The sequence below is a fragment of the Bradyrhizobium sp. F1.13.3 genome (genome assembly GCF_040548265.1).
GTDB lineage: Bacteria > Pseudomonadota > Alphaproteobacteria > Rhizobiales > Xanthobacteraceae > Bradyrhizobium.
In genome coordinates, this window is sequence record NZ_JBEPRI010000002.1 from 713,950 (window position 1) to 731,194 (window position 17,245).

The window sequence follows — 17,245 nt, forward strand, 5'->3', positions numbered from 1 at the left end:
TAGCGCTTGCCTGAGCGACTGAAGCCAGCCGCCTCCAGATCGCCTGCGATCCGAGCCGACCCGACAAGCGATGTAGGCCATTCGGTACGCCATGAGCGCCGTGCCTCGGTTTTGTGTACCGGTCAGCAGCTCAAATTCCCTGCAAAAGCGAGTTCAATCGCTTGAGTAGGAGGTGGTGCCCAGGAAAGGACTCGAACCTTCACGGCCGTTAAGCCACTGGCACCTGAAGCCAGCGCGTCTACCAATTCCACCACCTGGGCATGCCGGTTAGGCACGGAGGCGGTTACTACGGTTCGGTGACGCGGTTGTCAATTCATGCTTGAACCCCGCTTCGGGATGCGGATTGCGCATCGCAAACCGGCCCGATACAAGCCTGACGAGACGCACTCTTCCCGCAGGATATGGACCCCAGGAATGGATCCCATGGCATCGAATCTGGACACGCTCGTCACGGTTTTCGGCGGATCGGGGTTTTTGGGCCGGAATGTGGTCCGCGCGCTGTGCCGGCGCGACTACCGGGTCCGGGTCGCGGTGCGGCGGCCGGAGCTGGCCGGGTACCTCCAGCCGTCCGGCAAGGTCGGTCAGGTCCACACCGTCCAGGCCAACGTCCGCTATCCGGCCTCGATCGAGGCGGCGCTGCGTGATTCGCAGGTCGTGATCAATCTGGTCGGCGTCCTGACCGAAGGCGGCGCGCAGAGCTTCGATGCCGTCCAGGCCAGGGGCGCCGAGACCATCGCCAAGGCGGCCGCGGCCGCCGGGGCACAGCTGATCCATGTCTCGGCGATCGGCGCCGACGCGGAATCGCCCTCGCGCTATGCCAGGGCCAAGGCGGCCGGCGAAGCCGCGGTCCTGGCCGCGGTGCCGTCGGCGACGATCTTCCGCCCCTCCGTGATGTTCGGCCCCGAGGATCAGTTCACCAACCGCTTCGCGGCACTGGCGCGGATGTCGCCGGTGCTGCCGCTGATCGGCGGCGAAACCAGGATGCAGCCGGTCTATGTCGGCGACGTCGCCACCGCGGTCGCGGATGCCGTCGACGGCAAGACCAAGGCGGGCGCCACCTACGAACTCGGCGGCCCGGAAGTGCTGACCATGCGCGAGATCATCGAGGCCATTCTCGAGATCGCCGATCGCAAGCCGATGCTGATGCCGCTGCCGTTTGGCCTCGCCCGCTTCAAGGCCAACGTCCTGCAATTCGCGCCCGGCGCGCTGAAGCTGACGCCGGACCAGGTCACGCTGCTCGCGCGCGACAATGTGGTGTCGGATGCGGCCAAGGCCACCGGCCTGACGCTGGAAGGCCTCGGCATCACGCCCGACTCGCTGGAAGCGATCGCCCCGCAATATCTCTGGCGTTTCCGCGCCGCCGGGCAATTCCAGCGCAAGAGCGCGTAACCATCCCCGCCGTCATGGCCGGGCATGACGAACTTCAATGTCTGGACTGCAGTTGTTTAACGTTCGGGTTTACCGCCCCAGCGCCAGCGCGATCAGGCCGAGCGTGCCGACGATCACGCGCCACCAGGCGAATACCACGAAGCCGTGGCGGGTGACGTATTCCAGGAATGTCTTCACCACGATGATCGCGGTGACGAACGACACCACGAAGCCGATCGCGACGATGCCCATGTGGTCCATCGTCATCTCGGAGCGGTTCTTGTAGAAATCGTAGGCGAACGCGCCGATCATGGTGGGAATGGCGAGGAAGAACGAGAACTCCGCCGCCGCGCGCTTGTCGGCCCCCAGGAACATCGCCGCGACGATGCTGGCACCGGAGCGCGACACGCCCGGGATCATCGCGATGCACTGCGCGATGCCGATATAGAGATACATCAGCAGCGGAAACCGGGTGGCGTCGTGCTCGCGCGCCTTGAGATCGAGCTTGTCGACCCAAAGCAGGATGGCGCCGCCGACGATCAGCGAGAAGCACACCACCCACGGATTGAACAGCATGCTCTTGATGTACTTGCCGGCGACGAGACCGACGACGACAGCGGGCAGGAACGCCACCAGCACGCCGATCACGAAGCGGCGTGCATAGGCGTCGCCCGTGAACATGCCGATCGCGACGTCCCACAATTTCTTGAAGTACAATACGACGATCGCGAGGATGGCGCCGAGCTGGATCAGGACCGTAAACGAATCCCAGAACGCGCCCTCGCCGAGATGGAAGAAGCGCTCCGCAAGCAGCAAATGGCCAGTCGAGGACACGGGAAGGAACTCGGTCACACCCTCGATGATGCCGAGGATCACTGCCCGTATTGCATCTGACATATTTACGGTCCATTTCGGCTGGAAAAGCGGGGTTCTTCTCGCCCATCCGCTCCCTTGCTGCAATCGCAAAATGCGGCGTCGCGCCCTTGCTTCGCGGTTTTGAATGACTAGTGTGGCGCCGCACAAACATTGATGGATTCTTAAGCACCATCACATAGTCAAAGGCTTCATGTTTACGCTGTTTCATCATCCGTTCTGCCCGCATTCGCGGTTCATCCGCCTGATCGCGGGAGAATACGGGCTTGAGCTGAAGCTGATCGAAGAGCGCAGCTGGGAGCGGCGCGAAGCATTTCTGCTGCTCAATGCGGCGGGCACGACGCCCGTCCTGGTGGACGACGAGCAGCCTCCGATCCCGGGCGCGGCGATCGTCGCCGAATATGTCGACGAAGCCTATGGCTCCGAGATGGGACTGAAGCGCCTGATGCCGGACACCATCGGCGAGCGCGTCGAGGTCCGCCGGCTGATGGCCTGGTTCAACGAAAAATTCTTCGAGGAAGTCTCCCACCCGCTCGTCACCGAGCGCATCTACAAGCGCTTCATGAGCGAGGACAACGGCGGCGGCCCGCCCTCGGCCGACGTGATGCGCGCGGCCAAGGCAAATGTGCGCTATCATCTGGCCTATATCGGCTGGCTGGCGCAGACGCGTAATTTCCTCGCCGGCGACCGGCTCAGCTACGCGGATCTCGCCGCCGCGGCGCACCTCTCGGCGATCGACTATCTGGGCGACGTGCCATGGAGCGAGGACGACGCGGCAAAGGCGTGGTACGCACGGGTGAAATCCCGCCCGTCGTTCCGTCCGCTGTTGAGCGAATGGCTGGCCGGCGTGCCGGCGTCGCGGACCTACGTGGACCTGGACTTCTGATGGTGAACGTCATGCCCGGGCTTGTCCCGGGCATCCACGTTCTTTCTGTTATGCGACGCAAGGACGTGGATGGCCGGGACGAGCCCGGCCATGACGCGCGTGGATGCATCGATGATCAAATCCAGCATCGACATTGATGAGCTTCGTACGGCGCTTGCAAACGAGGCACGCGCGCTCGGCTTCGACTGCATCGGCATCACGGAGCCCGGCACGATCGAAAGCGCCGGACAGCATTTTCTCGAATTCATCGCATCCGGCGGCCATGGCGACATGGACTGGCTCGCCGCGCAGCCGGAGCGCCGGGTCGATCCACGCGGGCTGTGGCAGGACGTGCGCAGCGTCATCATGCTCGGCGTCAATTACGGCCCCGACCAGGATCCGCTCGCGATCCTGCAACAGCGCACGCGCGCGGCCATCTCGGTCTATGCGCAGGGCGACGATTATCACGACCTCATCAAGAAGCGCCTGAAGGCATTGGCGCGATGGCTGGTCGCGACTGCACCGTCCCAAGTGAAAGTGTTCGTCGACACCGCGGCCGTGATGGAGAAACCGCTGGCGCAAGCCGCGCATCTGGGCTGGCAGGGGAAGCACACCAATCTGGTCTCGCGCGAGTTCGGCTCCTGGCTGTTTCTCGGCGCGATCTACACCACGCTGGAGCTGCCGCGCGACGATTCCGAGATCGATCATTGCGGCTCGTGCCGGGCGTGTCTCGACATCTGCCCGACCGCGGCCTTCCCCGCGCCCTACAAGCTCGATGCGCGGCGCTGCATCTCGTACCTCACCATCGAGAACAAGGGACCCATCCCGCAAGAGTTTCGTAAAAGCATCGGCAACCGCATCTATGGCTGCGACGATTGCCTCGCCGCCTGTCCTTGGAACAAGTTCGCGCAGGAGGGCCGTGAGGCAAAGCTTGCCGCCCGTGACGCTTTGCGCGCGCCAGGTCTTGCCGAGCTTGCACGGCTCGACGACGCGTCGTTCCGTGCGCTGTTCACGAAGTCACCGGTGAAACGGATCGGCCGCGACCGCTTTTTGCGCAACGTGCTGATCGCGATCGGTAACTCCGGCGATGCGGCGTTGGCGGACGAGGCGCGGCGATTACTGGAGGATGAGAGCGCGCTGGTGCGCGGGGCTGCGGTGTGGGCGCTGGGGAAGTTGGTGTCGCGGGATGAGTTCGAGGCGATCAAGACGGATGCGATTGCTGGCGAGCGCGACGAAAGCGTGCGTGAGGAGTGGCGCACCGCCTCCTAATCCTCCGCTGTCATGCTCCGCGACCCGGCTACGCCAAGGCTTCGCCGGGGTTGAGATCCAGGGGCGCCGAAGCTTTAGCGTAGGCGGCAAGCGGGGCATCCAGTACGCCGCGGCCTCTCGATTGAACCACAGCCGTCTCGGAGTACTGGATCGCCCGGTCAAGCCGGCGATGACACCGTTGTTGTGAGAGCGCTTCGCGCCTCCTCACCGGGAGGATTGAGCATCTTGATTTCCCCACACGTTCCTTCAAGCTCGCGCGTCATGACAAACATGCCTTTCTTCACCCGCGACGGCGACACATTCCATCCGACGGAAGTCGCCAACGGCCCGTGGGATCCGAAATCGCTGCACGGGCGCGTCATCGTCGGCCTGCTCGGCTTCGCCATCGAGGAGCGGCATTCCGGCCCTGAATTCGTGCCGGCGCGGCTGACCGTGGATATGTTTCGGCTGCCGACCATCGACAATCCAATCGAAGTAACCACACGGCTGGTGCGCGACGGGATGCGCATCCGCGTCGTGGAGGCGGAGTTCTTCTCCGGCGGCGTCGGCATGGCGCGCGCCTCATGCCAGCTGTTGCGGCGGACCCAGAATCCGGACGGCAATGTCTGGTCGCCGCCGAACTGGGACGTGCCGAAGCCGGCCGACATTCCCAAGCCGACCGATCCCAGGCTTGGCATGAACGGCAAATGGACCACGCGACCGATCGTCGGCCAGATGGGCTCGCTCGGGCCACGAAAACTCTGGATGAGCGAGGTGCGCGAGCTGATCGCGGGCGTGCCGATGACGCCGTTCGTCCATGTCGCCACCGGCGCGGACTTCGCCAGTCCGTTCGCGAACGCCGGCGACAAGGGGCTCGGCTACATCAACAGCGACGTCACGATCTATCTGCACCGCCTGCCGGTGACGAACTGGATCGGCTTCGAGGTGGTGAACCACCAGGCCACCGACGGTGTGGCGATCGGCGAATGCTGGCTCTATGACGAGCAGGGCCCGATCGGCACTGCCACGGTCGCCGCGCTGGCGCAACGCAAGCCGATGGTAAATCCGACGAAGCGGTAAGGGGCGCAAGAACAACGGCTAACCCAAGTGCCGCTTCATTTCCGGCCGCGCCTTGAGCTCCGCGCCCTGCCTGGCGACGATCTTCGCAATCCGTTCCGGCGCAAACTTCAGATCGACGAACGCCGGCGCGGTGTTGGCGACCTCGTGATAGCTGACGATCCTGCCGTCGCGAAGCGTCATGATCGCCACGCCCTCGAACATCGCCCGCGCGCCGTTCGCTTCCGGCAAGGTCGAGCGATAGCTGAACATGTAGCGCGCATAAAGCGTGGTGCCGTTCGACACCGGGTCGTGCATGTCCCAGCGGAAGTCGGTCGCCGTGCGATAGAACCAGTCGTCGATCATCGCTGCGATCTTCTCGCGGCCCGCGAAGGTGCCGTAGAACACGTCGTGATAGACGCCGTCCTCGGTGAAGAGATCCGCGAAGGCTTTTCCGTTGCGCTGTTCGACGGCGTCGCAGAAGGCGCGCAGCATGGCGGTGTTTGTCATTGACGATTCTCCCCTCCCTTTCTCAGTCATGCCCCGGCTTGACCGGGGCATCCAGTAAGCCGCGGCTTCTCGGCTTGAGCACGAGCGCCTCTGGAATACTGGATCGCCCAAACAAGTCGGGCGATGACACCGAGTGCTAGGTCGCGATTTCACCCGATCTCGGCCACCGCGGCAAGAATGCGGGCGATGTCCTGCGGGCGCGAGAGGCGGTGATCGCCGTCCTGGATCATGGTCAGCACGACGTCGTCGGCCGGCAGGCGATGGGTCAGTGCGAACGCATGCTGCCAGGGCACGTCAGGATCCTGAGCACCTTGCAAGATGCGGACGGGACAGCCGAGATCGATGGCGCTGCCGAGCACGAGGTGGTTGCGCCCCTCCTCGATCAGATTCCGCGTGATCGGATAGGGCGAGCCGTCGCCATAATCCGACGGTCTCAGCCAGACGCCCTTGGTCTCGATCTCTTTCTTCACTGCGGCCGGAAAATTCTTCCACATCAGCTCCTCGGTGAAGTCGGGCGCCGGCGCGATCAGCACCAGGCCCGCCAGCGAGGCTTTGGCTTGCTGTTTCTCTTGCCGCTTTTTGATCTCGCGCGCGAGTAGCAGCGCCATCCAGCCGCCCATGGACGAGCCGATCAGGACTTGCGGGCCGTCGCAGAACCGCTCGAAGACCGCGACGCTTTCCTCGAGCCAGCGCCCGATGGTTCCGTCGGCGAAATCGCCACCGGATTCGCCGTGGCCGGAATAATCGAACCGGACCACGGCACGGCCGTGATCACGAGCCCAATCGTCCAGCGCCACGGCCTTGCTGCCCCGCATGTCCGATTTGAACCCGCCGAGCCAGACCAGTCCCGGTCCTTGACCAGATTTTTGGCTGGCGCGGCGGCGCACCGCGATCCGGCGTGCGGACGGGCCCTCGCCCACATCGATGAAGTCGAGCACGGCATCGGGAATTGCAGGGGTCATGGAACGTTTACTCTGGCTGTGCAGTTTGAGCTGTCCGGACGTGCTCCGCAGCAGCCGGACGTCGGCATTTGCCCTTTGGGACGCTTGCGGAACAGAAGCAAGGTGTCTATGTCGGTCTGCGTGCCCCGCCGTGGCCAAAATGCCTCGCATTTGAGGCTTTTTCGACCGCCGCACGAGCGATTGCTTGCCGGCAAGCGTATCTTCCTGCAAAATAGCCGCCTCTTTTCATAACTTTGGAGAACCACCCATTCGCCGTCCCAATAAAGCCCCGCCCACTGCCGCCAAAGACGGGCCGCGCATCAATGACGACATTCGCAATGCGCAGATCCAGCTGATCGATCAGACCGGTGACAACAAGGGCACCATCGAGACCGTCGCGGCTATCCGCCTGGCCCAGGAAGCCGGCATGGATCTGGTCGAGATCTCGCCGAACGTCAGCCCTCCCGTCTGCAAGATCATGGACTACGGGAAGTATAAATATTCCGCGCAGAAAAAAGCCGCCGAAGCCCGCAAGCGGCAGAAGATCGTCGAGATCAAGGAGATCAAGCTCCGCCCGATGATCGACGACCACGACTACGAAGTGAAGATGCGCGCCATGCAGCGGTTCTTCGAAGAGGGCGACAAGGTCAAGATCACCCTGCGCTATCGCGGCCGCGAAATGGCGCACCAGGAGATCGGTACCAAGCTGCTCGACAAGATCAAGACCGACGTGGCCGAGCTCGCCAAGGTGGAGCAGGACGCGCGGTTCGAGGGCCGTCAGGTCGTCATGGTGCTGGCGCCGCGCTGACGCGAGTTGTTCAGGATTGAGAGTTCAACGGCCCGTCCGGATGTCCGGCGGGCCGTTTTGTTTTCCCTGGGCACCCGTCCTGTTGGCGATAGTTACGTCCTCGTCGCCTGCCAGGTGCCGCTGCACTGATCGCCGGAGATGATACCCCTCCACGAACCGGCGCCCTTCACGCCGGCGAGCCGGCCGCCGCCGCTGGCATGGGACGCCCCGACCGAAACCTGGACCGCGACGGCACCGCTGCGATTGACCTTGCCGGAGACCCGGCCACCGCCTGCGGACGACACCCGGCTGCCGGCGACGGTGAAGGGAACGCTGTAGCCGGAGCTGCAATTGCCGCGGGTGGTGGCGAAGGTGACGTTCCAGACGCCGTCATAGCCGCGGATGCGCGCATCGGCAGTCGAGGGAAACGCAGCCATGGCGAGCACGGCCAACAGCGCCAGGCAGCGCGGACGAGCGACATCCGTCAAAGACGGAAGCGATTGGGAAAAATAGGGCATGTTAATCCTGCTCCGGGCGACACGGCTCGGACATGAAGATAGCAATCCCGGATAGTCGGCGGCTAGGTTCCACCGGTTCATCGTTGCCAATTCGCCCGTCCTCTGTCATAAGCCCAGCCTTCATTGCCCGGCTGATTAAGGGCTGCCGTGGCGGTGTCCGTGCGGGTTTCGCGCTTGTTCGTAAAACCTGAGCACAATCAACGCTCTGACGAGCATTTTGACGGCCAGCCGCCTTTGCGGGCGGATTGCTATGGCCATTAGGAGAGCCAAATGCCCAAGCTGAAGACCAAATCGGGCGCTAAAAAGCGCTTCAAGGTGACTGCCACCGGCAAAGTGATGTTCGCGCATCGTAGCAAGCGTCACGGCATGATCAAGCGGACGAAGAAGCAGATCCGGCAGCTGCGCGGCACCGCCGTGCTGTTCAAGACCGACGGCGACAACGTCAAGAAGTACTTCTTGCCCAACGCCTGATCGCGTCCACGATCATTGCCACCCGCGCCGCAGCTTTCGCGGCGATCCGAACATCAAGTCATCTTTCGAAGGATTTTTGTCATGGCTCGCGTCAAACGCGGTGTGACCGCCCACGCCAAGCACAAGAAAGTCTACAAGGCCGCCAAGGGTTTCCGCGGCCGCCGCAAGAACACGATCCGCACCGCCAAGCCGGCGGTCGAGAAGGCTCTCGTGTATGCCTTCCGTGATCGCAAGCGCAAGAAGCGGACGTTCCGCGCACTCTGGATCCAGCGCATCAACGCTGCCGTGCGTCCGTTCGGCCTGACCTACAGCCGCTTTATCGACGGCATGGCCAAGTCCGGGATCACCGTGGACCGCAAGGTGCTGTCGGATCTCGCGATCAACGAGCCCGCGTCGTTCCAGGCGATCGCCGAGAAGGCCAAAGCCGCTCTGGCGGCCTGAGGCCTAACGGCCGGCCCCGCCGGCCTTCAGCGCGCGTTGCGAATAGCGCTGGGCGATCTCCGCCCGGCAGAATGCCGTGAATGACAGATACATGGTGCCGGATTTATTCCGGTACTTCCGGTCGCACACGCGCATCTCGCGTTGGTAAGCCTGTTTCCGCGCAGTGTTGAGGCCGGGCATGAAGTCCGCCTCGCATTTCTTCTCGACGGCGGCGCCGAGCTGGACATCGCCGCTCGCGGTCAATTGGCAATCCTGAAACATTTTCATCGCGCTTTCGCAGCCCTTCTGGGCAGCGATGGCGTCGACGACCTCGTCCAGCGTCATCGACTTCTCCATGCAGACCATGGCGCGCGCCGGGGTGCTCGCGACGGAGAGAACGACGGCGAGAGCAGCCAGACAGGATCTTGAGAGCATCGCGAAAGCCTCCTCGCTTTCCCCTTGGTGCCAGCCCCCCGCGCGAGGTTCAACCCAGCCGCTCGTCAGCCCGAAATGACCGGCTTTTCGCTTGACGTTACGGCCTTCGGGCGGCGACAACCCAGCCGAATTTGGCAGCAGGGATTTGACCGTGTCCGACCTCGCAATGCTCGAAACATCCATCCTCGACCAGATCGCCGCCGCCGGCGACGAGGCCGCCCTCGAAGCGGTGCGCGTCGCTGCCCTCGGCAAGAAGGGTTCGATCTCGGCGCTGCTTGCCACGCTCGGAAAAATGTCGCCGGACGAACGCAAGACGCAAGGCGCTGCGATCAACCAGGCCAAGGACAAGGTCACCGAGGCGCTCGCCGCGCGGCGCGACGTCTTGAAATCGGCGGCGCTCGACGCGCGGCTTGCGTCGGAAACCATCGACGTCACCCTGCCGCTGCGCGATGCGCCGGCCGAGGCCGGCCGCATCCATCCGCTGAGCCAGGTCTGGGACGAGCTGACCACGATCTTCGCCGATATGGGATTCTCGGTCGCCGAAGGGCCCGATATCGAGACCGACGACTACAACTTCACCAAGCTGAATTTTCCGGAAGGACATCCCGCGCGCGAGATGCACGACACCTTCTTCTTCCATCCGAAGGAGGACGGCTCCCGCATGCTGTTGCGCACCCACACCTCGCCGGTGCAGGTGCGCACCATGTTGAGCCAGAAGCCGCCGATCCGCGTGATCTGCCCGGGCCGCACCTATCGCATCGATTCGGACGCGACCCACACACCGCAATTCCACCAGGTCGAAGGCCTCGTCATCGACAAGCACTCCCATCTCGGCCACCTCAAATGGATCCTGCACGAGTTCTGCAAGGCGTTCTTCGAGGTCGATCACATCAACATGCGCTTCCGCCCCTCGTTCTTCCCGTTCACCGAGCCGTCGCTGGAAGTCGATATCCAGTGCCGCCGCGACAAGGGCGAGATCCGCTTCGGCGAGGGCGAGGACTGGCTCGAGATTCTCGGCTGCGGCATGGTGCATCCGAACGTGCTGCGCGCCTGCGGCATCGATCCCGACGAGTACCAGGGCTTCGCGTGGGGCATGGGCATCGACCGCATCGCCATGCTGAAATACGGCATTGCCGACCTGCGCCAGCTGTTCGACAACGACGTCCGCTGGCTCTCCCATTACGGCTTCAAGCCGCTCGAAGTACCGACCCTCGCGGGAGGGCTGAGCTCATGATGGGCTTGCTCGGACGCACGAAGACTCTCTCCGTTCCCTCCCCCCTTGTGGGGGAGGGTCAGGGAGGGGGGTAGCCGCGGATGCCGCACGCAGTTGTAAGCCAGCGTCAGCGCGGCCGGGCGAAGCAACTTCGCCAAGCGATGACGCGCGCCGAAACACTGCTGTGGCGCTATCTAAAAGCTAACCGGATGGATGGTGTCGGCATCCGTCGTCAGACGCCGATCGGAAACTACATCGCCGATTTCGTGTGCTTCTCATCAAAGATCATCATTGAGGTCGATGGGGAATCCCACGATTTCGAAGAGCGCCAAAAGGCGGATCGACGGCGCGACGCATTCTTCGCTGCCGAAGGGTTTCAGGTTCTGCGCTTCACCAACGAGCAGGTGATGACAAATCTGGAGGGAGTTGTTGAGGCAATCCGCCAGGCGGCATCCGCCGGAGCCCGCGGCTTACCCCCTCCCTGACCCTCCCCCACAAGGGGGGAGGGAACATTGACACCGACCAAAGCAACTCAGTGAACACCGACAAAAGCCGAGGCACGCAGCCATGAAATTCACTCTCTCCTGGCTGAAGGAACATCTCGACAGCGACGAGCCGCTGGAAAAGCTCGCCGAGAAGCTCACCATGATCGGGCTCGAGGTCGAGAACATCGAGGACAAGGCGAAGGCGCTGAAGCCCTTCACCATCGCGAAGGTGATATCCGCCGAGCAGCATCCGAACGCGGATCGGCTGCGCGTCTGCATGGTCGACACCGGCGACGGTGGCGCGCCCGTGCAGGTGGTGTGCGGGGCGCCGAATGCGCGGACGGGTCTCGTCAGCGTGTTCTCGCCGCCCGGCACCTACATTCCCGGCAAGGACATCACGCTCGGTGTCGGCACCATCCGCGGCGTCGAGAGCCGCGGCATGCTGTGCTCGGCGGCCGAATTGCAGATTTCCAACGACCATGACGGCATCATGGAATTGCCCGCGGATGCGCCGATCGGCGCTGCTTACGCCGCATGGGCCGGCCTCGGCGATCCCGTGGTCGAGATCAATCTGACGCCGAACCGGCAGGACTGCACCGGCGTGCACGGCATCGCGCGCGATCTCGCCGCTGCCGACATGGGCAAGTTCAAGGACCCGACCATCAAGCCGATCAAGGGCGAATTCCCGTGTCCGGTGAATGTTACGGTCGAGGACGCCGCGCTCTGCCCGGGCTTCGCGCTACGCCTCGTGCGCGGCGTGAAGAACGGGCCCTCGCCGGAATGGCTGCAGAAGCGGCTGACCGCGATCGGCCTGCGTCCGATCAACGCGCTGGTCGACATCACCAACTTCATGACTTACGACCGCGCGCGGCCGCTGCACGTGTTCGACGCGAAGAAAGTGAACGGCAATCTCGTGGTGCGCCGCGCCCGTGACGGCGAGACGCTGCTCGCGCTCGACGGCCGCAGCTACAACCTCGATCCCACGATTTGCGTGATCGCGGACGAGCATGGCGTCGAATCGCTCGCCGGCATCATGGGCGGCGAGGCCTCGGGCTGCGACGAAGGCACCACCGACGTGCTGATCGAATCGGCGCTGTGGAACGAGATCAACATCGCCCAGACCGGCCGCAAGCTCGGCATCAATTCGGACGCGCGCTACCGTTTCGAGCGCGGTGTCGATCCGGCCTTCATGGTGCCGGGGCTGGAGCTCGCGACGAAACTCGTGATGGAGATGTGTGGCGGCACGCCGTCGGAGAACGTCGTGGTCGGCAAGACCTTCGGCGACGACCGCGTGATCGATTTTCCGGTCACCGAGGTCAAGCGACTCTCGGGCATCGAAGTACCGATGCCGGAGATGAAGCGCATCCTGACCCATCTCGGCTTCATGATGGCGGGCCCGGGCCCCGTCGTGAAGGTCGCGGTGCCGTCATGGCGGACCGATGTGCACGGCAAGGCCGACATCGTCGAGGAAGTCGTCCGTATCCACGGCGTCGACAAGGTGCCGATGACGCCGTTCGAGCGGGGCGAGGACGCACGAAAATCCGTGCTGACCCCGCTCCAGCTCCGCACCCGCCGCGCCAGGCGGGCGCTCGCGAGCCGCGGCATCATCGAAGCGGTGACCTGGTCCTTCATCACCAAATCTGCCGCACAGCTGTTCGGCGGCGGCCAGCGCGAACTCGAAGTCGCCAACCCGATCGCGTCGGATTTGTCCGACATGCGCCCGACCCTGTTGGCCGGCCTGATCGCGGCGGCGCAGGCCAATGCCGATCGCGGCTTTGGCGATGTCGCCCTGTTCGAGGTCGGGCAGGTGTTCAAAGGCGACCGCCCGCAGGATCAGTTCATGGCGGCGAGCGGCGTCCGCCGCGGTTTTGCATCATCGCAGGGTCTCGGACGGCACTGGTCGGGTTCGGCGCAGGCTGACTTGTTCGACGCCAAGGCCGATGCGCTCGCGGTGCTCGCGGCTGCCGGCGCTCCGATGCAGGCCCTTCAGATCGTCGCGGGCGGCCCGTCCTGGCTGCATCCCGGGCGCTCCGGCACGATCCAGATCGGACCGCAGAACGTGCTCGGTTATTTCGGCGAGATGCATCCGCGCGCGCTCGAGGCGCTCGGCGCCGGTGGCCCGCTGATGGTGTTCGAGGTGATCCTCGACCGCATCCCCGAGGCGAAGAAGAAGCCGACCCGCGCCAAGCCCGTGATCGAGCTGTCGGCATTCCAGCCGGTCTCACGCGATTTCGCCTTCATTGTCGACCGCACCGTGAAGGGCGGCGACATCGTGCGCGCGGCTCAGAGCGTCGACAAAAAGCTGATCACCGCGGTGAACGTGTTCGACGTCTACGAAGGCAAGGGCATCGACGACGGCAAGAAGTCGATTGCAATCGCGGTGACGATCCAGCCGCGCGAAAAGACCCTGACCGACCAGGAGATCGAGGCCGTGGCCGCGAAAATCGTGGCGGAGGTGACGAAGAAGACCGGCGGCACTTTGCGAGCATGATCATGCTCGAGAAATCATAGAGCATGAATCTCACTGACTTTCTTCCGAAGGACGTCAGCTTCACTGTTGCGACGGCGCTCTGCGCCGTCGCTTTCGTTTCAGGCACCGCGCGCGGCTTCTCCGGCTTCGGCTCGGCGCTGATCTTCATGCCGCTGGCGAGCAGCATCGCGGCGCCGCGTCTCGTTGCCGCGCTGCTCCTCGTGATCGATTTCGTCGCGGCCGCGCCGCTGCTGCCTGACGCCTGGCGCAAGGCGGATCGCAAGGCCACCGCGGTGCTCGTGCTGGGCGCGCTGGTCGGCGTCCCCGTCGGCACCTATTTCCTCAGCGTGCTCGAACCCGTCACGACACGATGGATCATCTCCTGCTTCGTCGCTGCGCTGTTGCTTCTGCTGCTGTCGGGCTGGCGCTATCGCGGCAAGGACCACGCCTGGCTCTCGGTCGGCATCGGTAGCCTCTCCGGCTTCTGTAGCGGCCTCGCGCAGACCGGCGGCCCGCCGATCGTCGGCTATTGGCTCGGCCGCCCCATCGCCCCGATCGTCGCGCGCGCCAACATCTTGCTGTTTTTTGGCGCGTCGGATTTCTTCTCGATGGTCAGCTATGCAACCACAGGCCTGATCTCGCGCGAATCGCTGGTGCTCTCGCTCATTGTTGGTCCGGTCTATGCGATCGGCGTTGCATTCGGCGCGTCGCTGTTCGGCCGCGCCAGCGAGAAAGTGTTTCGCGCGATTTGCTACGGGCTGATCGCGCTGGCCGTGATCGCGGGGCTGCCGGTGCTGGATGGGATTTTGCGCTGAATCATCCACGTCGTCCCGGCGAAGGCCGGGACCCATAGTCCCGATCGGCTTTTGTTACGCGAACTGGTAACTCCGAGTCCTCGCCAAACCACATCCTGTGGTTATGGGTCCCGGCCTTCGCCGAGACGACGAGTTAAGCTTATTGCGGCCTCGCCCTGCGCTTCTTCGTCGACTGCGTCGGCACGTCGGCCGGCTCATCCTTCAGCGCGCCGATCTTGCGCAAGGCTGCGTCCGCGGCGCGCTCGCCGCTTTCCCAAGCGCCGTCGACTGTGCCCCACAGCGTCTCGTGCGTGGCTTCGCCGGCGAGGAACATGTTGCCGATCGGCTCAGTCAGGATTCTTCGCGAGAGCTGACCGCCCGGGGAGGCCGCCGACATGGCACCCATCACGAACGGCGAGGCGTTCCAGCGCGTCGCGCTGGCTTTCTGCACGGCGGCGGCGACTTCGCTGCCGAACAGTTTCGTGATCCATTCTCTGGCGAAGGCCGTCATCGCCTTCTCGCCCTGCTGGGTGAGATCGCGGCCGAACGAACCGCCGATATCGATCGAACACAGCGAGGATCCCCCGATATTGGCGAACATCAGCGCCGTGCGCGTCGAGTTGCTTTGCTCGATCAGGATGTCGTCGCGCGACAGGCCGAGCGGATTGCCCGGCAGTTGCAGCACGATGTGATCGTAGCTTCCGAGCGTGAGCTTCGACGCGGCATCGAGCGTGCGCTTCGGAATGTCAGGCCCAAACTTGATCGCGCCCGAAATCAGCACGTTGGTCGAGACCGTGATGATGGCGGCGCGGGCGGCGATCCTGCCGGCCTGTGTCTCCACGCTGACGTCGCGATTGCTCCAGACGATCCGGCTCGCCGGCGTCGACAGCGCGACCGGCGCCTGCTCACCGAGTTTGGTGATCAGGGTCCCCAAGCCCTGGCGGCAGGCGATCGCGGCGTTGCGATCCTGTGCCCGCGCCTTGTCGATCGCAGACAACTCCTTCAGGTCCTTGCCGGCGAAGCTCGCGCCGAGCATGAACTCGACCGCACCGGCCCAGTCGCCGAGATCCTTCGGCAGCACCGAGGCGCAGGCGGTATCGAGCTTGCCGCGCGCGGCCTCGTCGATGGTGCGGTTGGCGCGCACCAGCGCCGCCAGGAATTCCTCGGTCTCGCCGGCGCGTGCGTTGCGGCGGCCGATGCGCATCTTCTGGCCTGATGGCGCCGGCAGAACGTCGAGCCCGGCGCTGCGCGCCAACCGGATCATCGGATTGGTGTCGGGATTGTGCATCCAGCGCGCCCCGCGATCGAACGGCGTGTCGAAGGTCGTCGTATCCGTGATGCAGCGGCCGCCGATCTGCGATGCCGCTTCCACCACCACGACCTTGCGATTGGCCGCCATGATGCGCCGCGCCGCGGCAATTCCGGCCGCGCCCGCGCCGATCACGACAATGTCAGCCTCGCGCGGCAGGGTCGCGGCGGTTGCGCGCAGGACCGGCATCGCGGCAAGGCCCGCCGACGCCGATAGGAAGCTGCGGCGCGTGATTGTCATGGCATGGTTTCCGGAGACTTGCAGCAAACGGGAACAGCTAGCGAACCTTGCCGTATCTGATGTTGCGCGGCAACCATCATGGTGAATCAATCGTGCTTGATGTCACAGATCGATGAACCGAATTGCAACACGTTCCGACCATGGTAGAGAAGAGAAAAAGACGGCCGCAAAAGGCCGTGGGGGAGTTTTGAAATGGGGACGGTCCTGGATTCAGTCGGCAAGCTGATTGCCGCGTACCTCTCGAAGGAGGTGCCGGGCTATGAGCCGTTCACGCCGAGCGACCCCGAGCATCTGCGCGGCGTCATCGAGCCCGGCGACGTGCTGCTGGTCGAGGGCAACAACCGCATCTCGGGCATCATCAAATATCTGACGCAGTCGACCTGGTCCCACGGCGCACTCTATGTCGGCCCGATCGAGGGCGCGGAAGAGCCCGACGGCGAGCCACACGTCCTGATCGAGGCCAATATCGGCGAAGGCGTCACGTCCGCGCCGCTGTCGAAATATTTCCCCTATCACACCCGCCTCTGCCGCCCGGTCGGGTTGTCCTATGAGGACCGCACCACGGTCTGCCGCTATGCGATCAACCGCATCGGCTTCGGCTACGACACCAAGAACATCGTCGACCTGATGCGCTTTCTGTTTCCGCTGCCGATCCCGCAGCGCTGGCGCCGCCGCATGATCTCGATCGGCTCCGGCGATCCCACCAAGATCATCTGCTCGGCCCTGATCGCGCAGGCTTTCGATGCCGTGCGTTACCCGATCCTGCCCAAGATCACCAAGGCCGGCAGCCGCGCCGCCCGCCGCGAGATCCTTCACATCCGCGATTCCTCGCTCTACATGCCCCGCGACTTCGACATCTCGCCCTATTTCGAAGTCGTCAAACCCACCATCGTGCACGGCTTCGACTACACCGCCTTGCACTGGGCCGACAAGCAGAAGCCGCTCGAGGAGGTAGCCGGCACATTCAGTGTGTTTCCAGAAACGTTCTGTGCGCCGCCGCTCGTTCCTGAAGCGATTGACGAAGAGGCGTCGGTTTCGGCTGAAGAAGTGATGCGCGAGGCGGCTGCGGAGATGAGCGTTGCCTTCTCCGAACATTTTGTGCTGCTGAACGATCTCGCAAAGTACCGCGCACGGGGACACGCGCTGGAGATGGCGGCGTAGCCGTTCCTCCAGCATCGTCATTGCAGCGAAGCAATCCAGACTGCCTCTGCCCGAACAGTCTGGATTGCTTCGTCGCTACGC

General features: G+C 64.1%; 18 protein-coding genes and 1 tRNA gene. 12 read left to right on the plus strand and 7 right to left on the minus strand.

The window, feature by feature from the left end; all coding sequences use genetic code 11:
• Window positions 1-173: 173 nt before the first annotated feature.
• A tRNA-Leu gene (locus ABIB66_RS08115) sits at window positions 174-260 on the minus strand.
• Window positions 261-423: 163 nt separating this feature from the next.
• Between ABIB66_RS08115 and ABIB66_RS08120 the strand changes: the two genes are divergently transcribed.
• Window positions 424-1,389 (plus strand): complex I NDUFA9 subunit family protein, encoded by a 966-nt coding sequence (locus ABIB66_RS08120; RefSeq protein WP_354205629.1) that lies wholly within the window; start codon window positions 424-426, stop codon window positions 1,387-1,389.
• Between the two features lie 69 nt (window positions 1,390-1,458).
• Here ABIB66_RS08120 and ABIB66_RS08125 read toward each other — a convergent pair whose 3' ends face one another.
• A complete protein-coding gene (locus ABIB66_RS08125; RefSeq protein ID WP_027566187.1) occupies window positions 1,459-2,265 on the minus strand; it encodes an undecaprenyl-diphosphate phosphatase in 807 nt (268 codons plus the stop codon).
• Window positions 2,266-2,434: 169 nt separating this feature from the next.
• Between ABIB66_RS08125 and ABIB66_RS08130 the strand changes: the two genes are divergently transcribed.
• From ABIB66_RS08130 to ABIB66_RS08140, 3 genes are all read left to right on the plus strand, one after another.
• Entirely contained in the window at window positions 2,435-3,127 is a 693-nt protein-coding gene (locus ABIB66_RS08130) for a glutathione S-transferase family protein (protein WP_007598553.1), read from the plus strand.
• A 111-nt stretch (window positions 3,128-3,238) separates the two neighbouring features.
• Entirely contained in the window at window positions 3,239-4,375 is a 1,137-nt protein-coding gene (queG, locus tag ABIB66_RS08135) for a tRNA epoxyqueuosine(34) reductase QueG (RefSeq protein ID WP_354205627.1), read from the plus strand.
• 261 nt (window positions 4,376-4,636) lie between these two features.
• Entirely contained in the window at window positions 4,637-5,434 is a 798-nt protein-coding gene (locus ABIB66_RS08140; RefSeq protein ID WP_354205625.1) for an acyl-CoA thioesterase domain-containing protein, read from the plus strand.
• 18 nt (window positions 5,435-5,452) lie between these two features.
• Here ABIB66_RS08140 and ABIB66_RS08145 read toward each other — a convergent pair whose 3' ends face one another.
• Entirely contained in the window at window positions 5,453-5,920 is a 468-nt protein-coding gene (locus ABIB66_RS08145) for a nuclear transport factor 2 family protein (protein WP_354205623.1), read from the minus strand.
• 149 nt (window positions 5,921-6,069) lie between these two features.
• On the minus strand, window positions 6,070-6,882 hold the full coding sequence (locus ABIB66_RS08150) for an alpha/beta hydrolase (RefSeq protein WP_354205621.1): 813 nt from the start codon (window positions 6,880-6,882) through the stop codon (window positions 6,070-6,072).
• A 247-nt stretch (window positions 6,883-7,129) separates the two neighbouring features.
• Between ABIB66_RS08150 and infC the strand changes: the two genes are divergently transcribed.
• The gene (infC, locus tag ABIB66_RS08155) at window positions 7,130-7,669 is read left to right on the plus strand and encodes a translation initiation factor IF-3 (RefSeq protein WP_085349942.1); all 540 of its coding nucleotides are present in this window, start codon (window positions 7,130-7,132) and stop codon (window positions 7,667-7,669) included.
• 92 nt (window positions 7,670-7,761) lie between these two features.
• Here the strand turns inward: infC and ABIB66_RS08160 are convergent, their stop codons facing one another.
• Window positions 7,762-8,166: a hypothetical protein gene (locus ABIB66_RS08160; RefSeq protein WP_275168893.1), complete on the minus strand. Its 405-nt coding sequence runs from the start codon at window positions 8,164-8,166 to the stop codon at window positions 7,762-7,764.
• A gap of 270 nt (window positions 8,167-8,436) precedes the next feature.
• On the opposite strand from ABIB66_RS08160, the gene rpmI reads away from it, so the two are divergent.
• Together rpmI and rplT are read left to right on the plus strand one after the other, a co-directional pair.
• Complete coding sequence (gene rpmI, locus ABIB66_RS08165) at window positions 8,437-8,637, plus strand: 50S ribosomal protein L35 (RefSeq protein WP_007598540.1); 201 nt, start codon at window positions 8,437-8,439, stop codon at window positions 8,635-8,637.
• A gap of 81 nt (window positions 8,638-8,718) precedes the next feature.
• On the plus strand, window positions 8,719-9,078 hold the full coding sequence (rplT, locus tag ABIB66_RS08170) for a 50S ribosomal protein L20 (protein WP_007598538.1): 360 nt from the start codon (window positions 8,719-8,721) through the stop codon (window positions 9,076-9,078).
• A gap of 3 nt (window positions 9,079-9,081) precedes the next feature.
• Here rplT and ABIB66_RS08175 read toward each other — a convergent pair whose 3' ends face one another.
• On the minus strand, window positions 9,082-9,612 hold the full coding sequence (locus tag ABIB66_RS08175) for a hypothetical protein (protein ID WP_502918316.1): 531 nt from the start codon (window positions 9,610-9,612) through the stop codon (window positions 9,082-9,084).
• 31 nt (window positions 9,613-9,643) lie between these two features.
• Here ABIB66_RS08175 and pheS point away from each other — a divergent pair, with 31 nt between their 5' ends.
• The 4 genes from pheS to ABIB66_RS08195 all read left to right on the plus strand — a co-directional run bounded on the left by pheS (window position 9,644) and on the right by ABIB66_RS08195 (window position 14,475).
• Window positions 9,644-10,726: a phenylalanine--tRNA ligase subunit alpha gene (gene pheS / locus ABIB66_RS08180; protein WP_354064281.1), complete on the plus strand. Its 1,083-nt coding sequence runs from the start codon at window positions 9,644-9,646 to the stop codon at window positions 10,724-10,726.
• Window positions 10,727-10,806: 80 nt separating this feature from the next.
• Window positions 10,807-11,190 (plus strand): endonuclease domain-containing protein, encoded by a 384-nt coding sequence (locus tag ABIB66_RS08185; protein ID WP_354205617.1) that lies wholly within the window; start codon window positions 10,807-10,809, stop codon window positions 11,188-11,190.
• Window positions 11,191-11,272: 82 nt separating this feature from the next.
• Window positions 11,273-13,681, plus strand: coding sequence for a phenylalanine--tRNA ligase subunit beta (pheT, locus tag ABIB66_RS08190; RefSeq protein WP_354205615.1), 2,409 nt, complete (start codon window positions 11,273-11,275; stop codon window positions 13,679-13,681).
• A gap of 23 nt (window positions 13,682-13,704) precedes the next feature.
• Window positions 13,705-14,475 (plus strand): sulfite exporter TauE/SafE family protein, encoded by a 771-nt coding sequence (locus ABIB66_RS08195; protein WP_354205613.1) that lies wholly within the window; start codon window positions 13,705-13,707, stop codon window positions 14,473-14,475.
• Between the two features lie 139 nt (window positions 14,476-14,614).
• On the opposite strand, the gene ABIB66_RS08200 is transcribed toward ABIB66_RS08195, so the two are convergent.
• Window positions 14,615-16,003: a flavin monoamine oxidase family protein gene (locus ABIB66_RS08200; protein ID WP_354205611.1), complete on the minus strand. Its 1,389-nt coding sequence runs from the start codon at window positions 16,001-16,003 to the stop codon at window positions 14,615-14,617.
• A gap of 192 nt (window positions 16,004-16,195) precedes the next feature.
• On the opposite strand from ABIB66_RS08200, the gene ABIB66_RS08205 reads away from it, so the two are divergent.
• Window positions 16,196-17,164: a C40 family peptidase gene (locus ABIB66_RS08205; RefSeq protein WP_354064273.1), complete on the plus strand. Its 969-nt coding sequence runs from the start codon at window positions 16,196-16,198 to the stop codon at window positions 17,162-17,164.
• Window positions 17,165-17,245: the final 81 nt, after the last annotated feature.